This is a genomic window from Arthrobacter sp. H14 (assembly GCF_000520495.1).
Lineage (GTDB): Bacteria > Actinomycetota > Actinomycetes > Actinomycetales > Micrococcaceae > Arthrobacter_C.
This window is the reverse complement of the sequence record NZ_KI914621.1, coordinates 18,237-27,019: the sequence shown is the minus strand read 5'-3', so window position 1 is coordinate 27,019 and position 8,783 is coordinate 18,237. Positions and strand designations below refer to the sequence as shown.

At 60.5% G+C, this 8,783-nt stretch carries 4 protein-coding genes and 1 pseudogene; 1 reads left to right on the top strand and 4 read right to left on the bottom strand.

Annotated elements, in window-relative coordinates:
* Positions 1–67: 67 nt before the first annotated feature.
* Together Y707_RS22895 and Y707_RS22890 are read right to left on the bottom strand one after the other, a co-directional pair.
* Positions 68–1,091: pseudogene (locus tag Y707_RS22895) on the bottom strand (aldo/keto reductase).
* Complete coding sequence (locus tag Y707_RS22890; protein ID WP_253905031.1) at positions 1,088–1,708, bottom strand: cob(I)yrinic acid a,c-diamide adenosyltransferase; 621 nt, start codon at positions 1,706–1,708, stop codon at positions 1,088–1,090. Before Y707_RS22890 ends, Y707_RS22895 begins: the two are co-directional and overlap by 4 nt.
* A gap of 108 nt (positions 1,709–1,816) precedes the next feature.
* Here Y707_RS22890 and Y707_RS22885 point away from each other — a divergent pair, with 108 nt between their 5' ends.
* On the top strand, positions 1,817–3,556 hold the full coding sequence (locus tag Y707_RS22885; protein ID WP_253905030.1) for a BCCT family transporter: 1,740 nt from the start codon (positions 1,817–1,819) through the stop codon (positions 3,554–3,556).
* A 151-nt stretch (positions 3,557–3,707) separates the two neighbouring features.
* Here Y707_RS22885 and dxs read toward each other — a convergent pair whose 3' ends face one another.
* Entirely contained in the window at positions 3,708–5,690 is a 1,983-nt protein-coding gene (gene dxs / locus Y707_RS0102385) for a 1-deoxy-D-xylulose-5-phosphate synthase (RefSeq protein WP_026533893.1), read from the bottom strand.
* Positions 5,691–5,885: 195 nt separating this feature from the next.
* On the bottom strand, positions 5,886–8,717 hold the full coding sequence (locus Y707_RS0102380) for an aconitate hydratase (protein WP_026533892.1): 2,832 nt from the start codon (positions 8,715–8,717) through the stop codon (positions 5,886–5,888).
* Positions 8,718–8,783: the final 66 nt, after the last annotated feature.

Below are 8,783 nucleotides of genomic sequence, written 5' to 3'. Positions count from 1 at the left end.
CCGTCGCCGCCCGCCGTCGTACGGTCTGAGCCGGAACTGCCACATCATGACAATAGTGCAGCGCCGGTTAGAAAAGGGCGGTTTTCGGTGTCCGTGGAAAGATCCTGCCCAGCTCTTCCAGGTCCTGCTCGTCCGGCTGCCAGGATGCAGCTTCCACGTTCATCTTCACCTGCTCCGGTATTGTCGCGCCGGCGATGACACTTGCGACGGCAGGCTGGGCCGCGAGCCAGGAGAACGCAACCTCCACCTCGCTTAAATTCCGTTCCGCGGCGAACGAGCTGAACTGTCCCAGTTGCTCCCAATCGGCCGCTTCGAGCAGATTCCTGCGGGAGTGTGACAGCCGGCTTCCCGCCGGAGCCTTCCCATCCTGGTACTTGCCGGTGAGCAGACCATTGGCCAGCGGGAAGTATGGAAGCACTCCCAAACCATAGGCCTCCGCTGCCGGGATCACTTCGAGTTCAGCCCGCCGATCAAGCAGGTTGTAGTGATTCTGGGCGGAAATGAATCGGGTATAACCGCCCATGCGGGCGGTGAATTCCGCCTCCGCAATCTGCCAGCCCGTCCGGTTTGAATGTCCGATGTAGCGGACTTTCAATCTGCCAGCCCGTCCGGTTTGAATGTCCGATGTAGCGGACTTTGCCACTGGTGACCAGGTCATCCAAGGCGGCAAGCGTCTCATCAATGGGAGTTTCGGGATCCGGCGTGTGGAACTGATACAGGTCTATCCACTCTGTATTCAGCCGCCGCAGTGATGCCTCCGCCGCCTTGACGATGTAGCGCCGGGAGCCGCGCGCATTCCAGTCCGCGCCATTGGCGCCACTTAAATCCATACCGAATTTCGTGGCGACCACGACGTCGTCACGGTTTTTTCCCAGCCCTTTGCCAAGGAGTTCCTCGCTGAGCCCGGCAGTTTTGCCATAGCTGTCCGCTACGTCGAAGAATGTAATACCGGCGTCGACAGCGGCGTTGACCAAGGTTGTTGCGCCGCGGGCGTTTTCCGTAGGGGTACCGGTCCGGCCCAGGTTATTGCACCCCAGTCCCACCGTCGAAACAGTCAGTCCCGAATTGCCAAGCCGTCGGAATGCGCTCACAACACCGCGTCCGTTTCGCTATCGGTGTGAGCCGGCGCCACGGACACTCCGGGTGCCCACGTCACATCGCCGTGTTCGGCATTGGCACCACGTGCCAGGACGAACAGCAGGGATGACAATCGGTTCATGTACCGGGCGGTCATCGGATTTACAGTCTGGGGATGATCCTCCACAGCAGCCCAAAGAGCCCGTTCCGCCCGTCGAGCTACGGTGCGGGATTGAGAGAGCAGTGCGGATGCCACCGTTCCACCGGGAAGCACCATGCCGCTAAGATCCGGCGCATCTTGGCCATAATGGTCGATGGCCCGTTCCAGCCGGTCGATATGACCCTGCACGATCCTGACTTTGGCGGTATCCGAGTCGGTTGGCACAGTCAAATCGGCCTGAATATCGAACAAGTCGTTCTGCACACTGCTCAATGTTCTTACAATATCGGCCGGCAGTCCTCCCATTGCCATGGCGACACTGACCGTGGAATTTGCCTCATCGCACTCAGCGTATGCAGCGACGAGACTGTCCAGCTTGGACAGGTCTCCGTGCCCGGATAAACGAGTCTGTCCGTTGTCACCTCCACGAGTGTAGTATTCTGGTTCGTTGGTTCTCATATCATCGGTCATAGCGGCAACTATACTAACCATAGGTTTGCTCACGGGAACCAGACATGAGGTTCTTCCCGCTGCCGCCGACTCATACCAGTGAGGTTTCCCGACTATCGAGGAGTAACAGTGAGTATCGGAACATCAAAGGAGCCTTCCGAACCGGAGGTTCACGACAATTTGGAGAAAGTTCCGGCCAAAGGCTGGGCCTCCGTGGACAAGGTCGTCTTCGGTGTCTCTTTCGGGATTATCACGGTCATTTGCATACTAGGTGTCACGTTCACCACCGAAGTCGGGGAAACAGCCACTCAGGCCTTGGGCTGGGTCACCGGTAAGTTCGGTTGGCTGCTCATCCTGGCCGCCACGGGCTTCGTGGTCTTCTCCCTTGTGCTGGCATTCGGCCGGTACGGGCGTATTCCGCTCGCACAGGAAGGCGAGGGTACAGAGTTTTCCACCATGTCCTGGGTCGCCATGATGTTCAGCGCCGGCATGGGCATCGGCTTGATGTTCTTCGGCGTTTACGAACCGGTTACCCACTTGGCCTCTCCGCCGCCGTTCGTGGATGCCCCCGCCGGAAGCCCTGAGGCGGCCAGTTCGGCAATGGCGTACACATTCTTCCATTGGGGACTGCATCCTTGGGCCATTTACTCTGTCGTTGGACTGGCACTGGCCTACTCCACATTCCGGATGGGCCGGGGCAATCTGATGAGCGCACCATTCCAAGCCATATTTGGCAAGGACAGAATCGAACGGCGTGGCTGGGGAAAGCCGATCGATATCCTGGCGATCATTTGCACCAAGTTCGGCACCGCCACGTCCCTCGGCTTGGGGGCACTGCAGATTGCTGCCGGTTTAACCCTGCTTCGTACCGGGGAATTCGCAGATGACCCGGGTACCGCGTTGCCCATCATCATCATTTGCGTCTTGACCGTTGGTGTTGTCTTTTCTGCCGCAAGCGGCGTTTCGAAGGGAATCAAGTGGCTCAGCAACACCAATATGGTCCTTGCTTTCGTGCTGCTGCTGTTCGTCTTCGTTGTGGGACCAACCGTTTTCATCCTGGACCTGCTGCCTGAATCGATCGGTGCATACTTCTCCAGTCTTGTTCCAATGAGCTTTCAGTCGGCAGTATTCGGCGGTACGGATTGGCTGGCCAGTTGGACCATCTTCTACTGGGCCTGGTGGATCTCCTGGACGCCCTTCGTTGGCACCTTCATTGCCAAAATTTCACGCGGAAGGACCATCCGTGAATTCGTCCTCGGCGTGCTGCTGGTCCCCACGGCAGTCAGCATGCTCTGGTTCGTGGTCTTCGGCGGAGCCGGTATTAATCTGCAGCGTAACGGCGTGGATATCGCCGGTGCAGGTAACGAGGCCGCAGGATTCTTTGCTGCGTTGCAAAACTATCCCTTCTTCATCGGCGCTGCCATACTCGTCATGGCCCTGACAGCCATCTTCTTCGTCAGTGGCGCCGACGCCGGAGCACTCGTATTGGGTACGCTTTCCTCTTACGGCCGTAAGGAACCTTGGAAGCCACTAGTGATCCTGTGGGCAATCCTGACAGGGGCTGTTGCCGCCGTCCTGTTGTTTGTTGGTGGTTTGCCTGCGTTGCAGACGTTCACTATTCTCGCTGCGACTCCGTTCGTGCTGATCATTATCGGGCTTTGTGTGGCGCTGTATATGGACCTGCGGCGGGATCCGCTCCGGAAACGCCGCTTGGGGCCGGTGCGGGGAATTTCCAGCACCCCTGATCAGGTGCCGTTCAGTGAAGCCGCCATGGCCGAAGATGCTGAGCGCTCAAATGGCGACTCGCCTGCCGATAAAGACTCCAAGAACAAAGCCGCCTACCCGGGCGATAAGGACTTCAAGGAGTAATTGGCCCAGCAGCGTCAACAGTCAACGAAAGCAGCGCCCCGCCTTGGGCCGGCAGATGCCGGCAGCCAAGCGGGGCGCTGCTTTCGTTAATAACGGATGGTCGACAAGCAGAACCGGCACCCCGTACTGACGGGTTCCGCAGGATAATCTGCTAAGGCTGGAACCTGGGGAGCTGTCCAGTGTGGGTTGAATCCACGTTGGAGGGCAGCGGCCGGGCAATGGGAACTTTAGTTCCCAGAACCTGCGCCACGACATCCTGCGCCACCTGCTGCGCCGTCAATCCGACGCGTTCGAGGACCTCGGCCCTGGTGCCATGGTCCAGGAATTCCACCGGCAAACCGACTTCATTCAGTGCGGTGTCGATGCCCTTTTTGCGCATTTCCTGCCGGATCCTGGAGCCGACTCCCCCGGCGCGCACGCCGTCTTCAATAACAACGACCAGCCGGTGGGCCGCTGCGGTTTCGAGGATGGAGCCGGGCACCGGAAGCACCCAGCGGGGGTCAACCACGGTCGAGCTGATGCCTTGGGCACCGAGCCGGTTGGAAATGTCCAGTGCAAGTTCGCTCATCGCACCCACACTGACGATCAGGACGTCATTATCTCTGGAACCGGCCGGCCGCCGCGCGAGGATGTCGACGCCATCGTCGAGACGTTCAATGGCGGCGACTTCCGGCCCGACATTGCCCTTGGAATACCGCACCACGCTCGGGGCGTCCTTGATGGCGACGGCTTCCCGCAGTTCCTCCCGGAGCCGGGAAGCATCCCGCGGCGCGCTTAGATGCAGGCCAGGCACTATCTGCAGCAGGGACAAGTCCCACATGCCATGGTGGCTGGCGCCGTCGGGCCCGGTCACTCCGGCCCGGTCGAGGACGATGGTCACTCCGGCCTTATGCAGGGCGACGTCCATCAGGAGTTGGTCGAAAGCCCGGTTCAGGAACGTGGCATACAGTGCCACGACTGGATGAAGGCCTCCAAAGGCCATGCCAGCGGCGCTGGTCAGCGCATGCTGCTCGGCAATGCCGACGTCGAAGACACGCCCGGGATGCCGTTCAGCGAACTTGTGCAGTCCCACCGGAATCAGCATGGCGCCAGTTACGCCGACTATATCTTCCCGCTCATCGGCGATATCGGCGATTTCAGCGGCGAAGACCGATGTCCAGGACTGGGCACCGCCGGTTTTGGCCGGTGCGCCGGTTTCGGGATCGATCACGCCTACCGCGTGGAATTGGTCTGCTTCGTGTGCCCGGGCAGGCGCATAGCCACGGCCCTTTTCGGTCATGGCATGCACGATGACCGGTCCACCGTAGTTCTTGGCCTTCTGCAGGGCGTTCTCGACCGCTTCAAGGTTATGCCCATCGACGGGACCGATGTATTTCATGCCGAGGTCTTCGAAGAAGCCCTGCGGGGCCCACCAGTCCTTGATGCCCTTCTTGGCTGCGTGCAGGCTCTTATAGATCAACTGGCTGGCCGAACCGCCACCCTGCAGCCGCGTCTTCCACCAGTCCAGTGTTCCCTCATAGGCTTGGTGGGTCCGCACCTTGTCGATCGCCGGACGCATGGACGCCAACCGGTCGGCGAAGCCGCCAACTGTGGGGGCATAGGAACGTCCGTTGTCATTGACGACGATCACGACCCGACGGTCCCTGTCGGCGGCGATGTTGTTGATAGCCTCCCATGCCATACCGCCGGTCAGTGCACCGTCACCGACGACGGCAACGACATGGCGATCCACCTCGCCGGTAAGCTTACGTGCCCTGGAGATGCCGTCGGCCCAGGACAACGACGACGAGGCATGCGAGCTTTCCACGACGTCATGGACCGATTCAGAACGGGCAGGATAGCCGGAGAGGCCGCCCTGCTGGCGAAGGGTGGAGAAATCCTGCCGTCCGGTGACCAGTTTGTGCACGTAGGACTGGTGGCCGGTATCGAAAACGATGCTGTCGCGGGGTGAATCAAAGACCCGGTGGATGCCGAGAGTCAGTTCAACAACGCCAAGGTTGGGGCCGAGGTGGCCACCAGTCTGGGAGACATTGGTGATCAGGAATTGCCTGATTTCACCGCTGAGTGCGTCCAGTTGTGCTTCGGTTAGCTTCGTGAGGTCCTGTGGATGACTGATCGTCTCCAGTAGTCCCATACGGTCCCTCCTCTATGGCAAACCTACTATGGCAACGTTACGCAGCAGTGTTGGGCTCTTCTTAACTCTAACGCGCCCGCCGGACAATAAATGCCGCCGGCCTGTTCCGTCCAGCCCTGCGGGGTCCGGCTGGATACAGGAAGGGCCTCCGGACCGCCCTTGATGGCGGCTCCGGAGGCCCGTTCGCTTGACCTGCTAGGCCGCAGACCCGGCTGCGAGTTGGCGGAGGACGTATTGCAAGATGCCGCCGTTGCGGTAGTAGTCGGCTTCGCCCGGGGTGTCGATGCGGAGGTCGGCTTCGAAGGTTTTGGTTTCGGAGCCGTCCGCGGCGGTGGCGGTGACCTTCAGCGTGGCGGGGGTGCCGCCATCGTTCATCGCGGTCACTCCTTCAATGTTGAAGGTTTCGGTGCCGTCCAGGCCCAGGCTCGCGGCGTTTTCGCCCTGCGGGTACTGCAGCGGCAACACGCCCATCCCGATCAGGTTCGAGCGGTGGATCCGCTCGAAGCTTTCGGCGATGACGGCCTTGACCCCGAGCAGGGCGGTGCCCTTCGCCGCCCAGTCGCGGGAGGACCCGGAACCGTATTCCTTACCGGCCAACACCACCAGCGGGGTGCCCGCGCCCTGGTAGTTCTGCGCGGCGTCGTAAATGCTCGACTGCTCCCCACCGGCGGTGAAGTCGCGGGTGAAGCCACCCTCGACCCCGTCCAGGAGCAGGTTCTTCAACCGGATGTTCGCGAACGTGCCGCGGATCATCACCTCGTGGTTACCACGGCGTGAACCGTAGGAATTGAAGTCCTTGCGCGCCACCCCGTTCTCCAACAGGTACTGCCCGGCCGGACTGTCGGACTTGAACGAACCGGCAGGACTGATGTGGTCCGTGGTCACCGAATCGCCCAGCATCGCCAGCACCCTCGCACCGGAAATATCGGCAACGGGTTCCGGGTCGATGCCCATCCCCTCGAAATACGGTGGCTTCCGCACATAGGTGGAGTCGTCCGCCCAGTCGAAGGTGTCGCCCTCCGGTGTCGGCAGCGCCTTCCACCGGTCATCGCCATCGAAGATCGTCGCGTAGCTGTTGGTGAACATCTCCTCATCAATGGAGGCATCCATCACCTGCTGCACCTCCGAGGGGGCCGGCCAGATATCGGCCAGGAAAACATCCGCCCCATCGGCATCGGTGCCCAGCGGCTCATGATCGAAGTCGAAGTCCATCGAACCGGCCAGCGCGTACGCGACCACCAGCGGCGGCGAGGCCAGGTAGTTCATCTTCACATCCGGATTGATCCGGCCCTCGAAGTTGCGGTTACCGGAGAGCACCGACGTCACCGCCAGATCATTATCGGCAATCGCGGTAGAGATTTCCTCCGCCAAAGGGCCCGAGTTACCAATACACGTCGTGCAGCCATAGCCGACCAGATAGAAGCCCAGCTTCTCCAGGTACGGGGTCAGCCCCGACTTCTCGTAATAATCGGTGACAACCTTCGACCCCGGAGCAACAGAGGTCTTCACCCACGGCTTCGACGCCAGGCCCTTATCGACCGCGTTCCGGGCCAGCACCGCCGCGGCCAGCATCACCGACGGGTTGGACGTATTCGTGCACGAGGTGATCGAAGCGATCGACACCGCACCATGATCGAGCTCAAACTCGCCGCCATAATCGGTGCGGACCTGCACCGGCGACGACGGACGGCCCTGCGCCGAAGCAGCAGCCGAAACCGTCGTCCGCGGCTGATCCTCCTCCCTCTGATGCTCATGCGGGGTGAACGTCGGCGAATCCGACGCCGGGAACGACTCCACCGACGCCTCATCGACCGTGCCGTAATGCTCATCATGATCAACGTAATGCTTCAAATCATCACGGAACTGCGCCTTCGCACTCGTCAACGCCACCCGGTCCTGCGGCCGCTTCGGCCCCGCAATCGAAGGCACCACCGTGGACAAATCCAACTCCAGATACTCCGAGTACTTCACTTCCTTGCCCGGATCATGCCACATGCCCTGTTCCTTGGCGTACGCCTCCACCAGAGCCAGATTCTCCGCCGAACGGCCCGTCAACCGCAGATAATCAATCGTCACCGAATCAATCGGGAAAATCGCCGCCGTCGAACCGAACTCCGGACTCATATTCCCGATCGTGGCCCGGTTCGCCAACGGAACCTCAGCAACACCCTCACCATAGAACTCCACGAACTTACCCACCACACCATGCTTGCGCAGCTGCTCCGTAATCGTCAGCACCACATCCGTCGCCGTCGCCCCGGCCGGAATCGACCCCGTCAACTTGAAACCAACCACCCGCGGAATCAACATCGACACCGGCTGGCCCAACATCGCAGCCTCGGCCTCGATACCGCCAACACCCCAACCCAGCACACCCAGGCCATTGACCATCGTGGTATGCGAATCAGTGCCCACACACGTATCCGGATACGCCCGCAACACACCATCAACCTCACGCGTCATCACCGTGCGCGCCAAATACTCCAGATTCACCTGATGGACAATCCCCATCCCCGGAGGAACCACCTTGAAATCATTGAACGCGTCCTGGCCCCACCGCAAAAACTGGTACCGCTCACCATTGCGCTGGTACTCCATCTCAATATTGCGCTCCAACGCATCCGGCGAACCAAACACATCAATCTGCACCGAATGATCAATCACCAACTCCGCAGGGGCCAAAGGATTCACCCGCGACGGGTCCCCGCCCAACTCCTTCACAGCCTCACGCATCGTCGCCAAATCAACCACACACGGAACACCCGTAAAGTCCTGCATCAACACCCGCGCCGGAGTGAACTGGATCTCCGTATCCGGATCCGCCTCCGGATTCCAACCAGCCAAAGCCCGCACATGATCGGCCGTGATGTTCTTGCCATCCTCGGTACGAAGCAGATTCTCCAGCAAAACCTTCAAGCTATAAGGAAGCCCCGCCGAACCCTTAACCGCAGCCAGCCGGAAAACCTCATACTCCCTACCAGCCACATCAAGCTTGCCCCTGGAACCAAAACTGTCCACATTGCCCATCGTCGGGCTCCTCTCGCCGCACTTCATCCTTGACACGAGGTCAACGGCCCGCGGCAAGGCATGCCT

What these genes read in the sequence shown, in the direction of transcription:
- dxs (WP_026533893.1), bottom strand. Translation starts at nt 5,690, where the DNA reads ATGGGACTACTGGAGACGATCAGTCATCCACAGGACCTCACGAAGCTA.
- Y707_RS0102380 (WP_026533892.1), bottom strand. Translation starts at nt 8,717, where the DNA reads ATGGGCAATGTGGACAGTTTTGGTTCCAGGGGCAAGCTTGATGTGGCT.
- Y707_RS22890 (WP_253905031.1), bottom strand. Translation starts at nt 1,708, where the DNA reads ATGACCGATGATATGAGAACCAACGAACCAGAATACTACACTCGTGGA.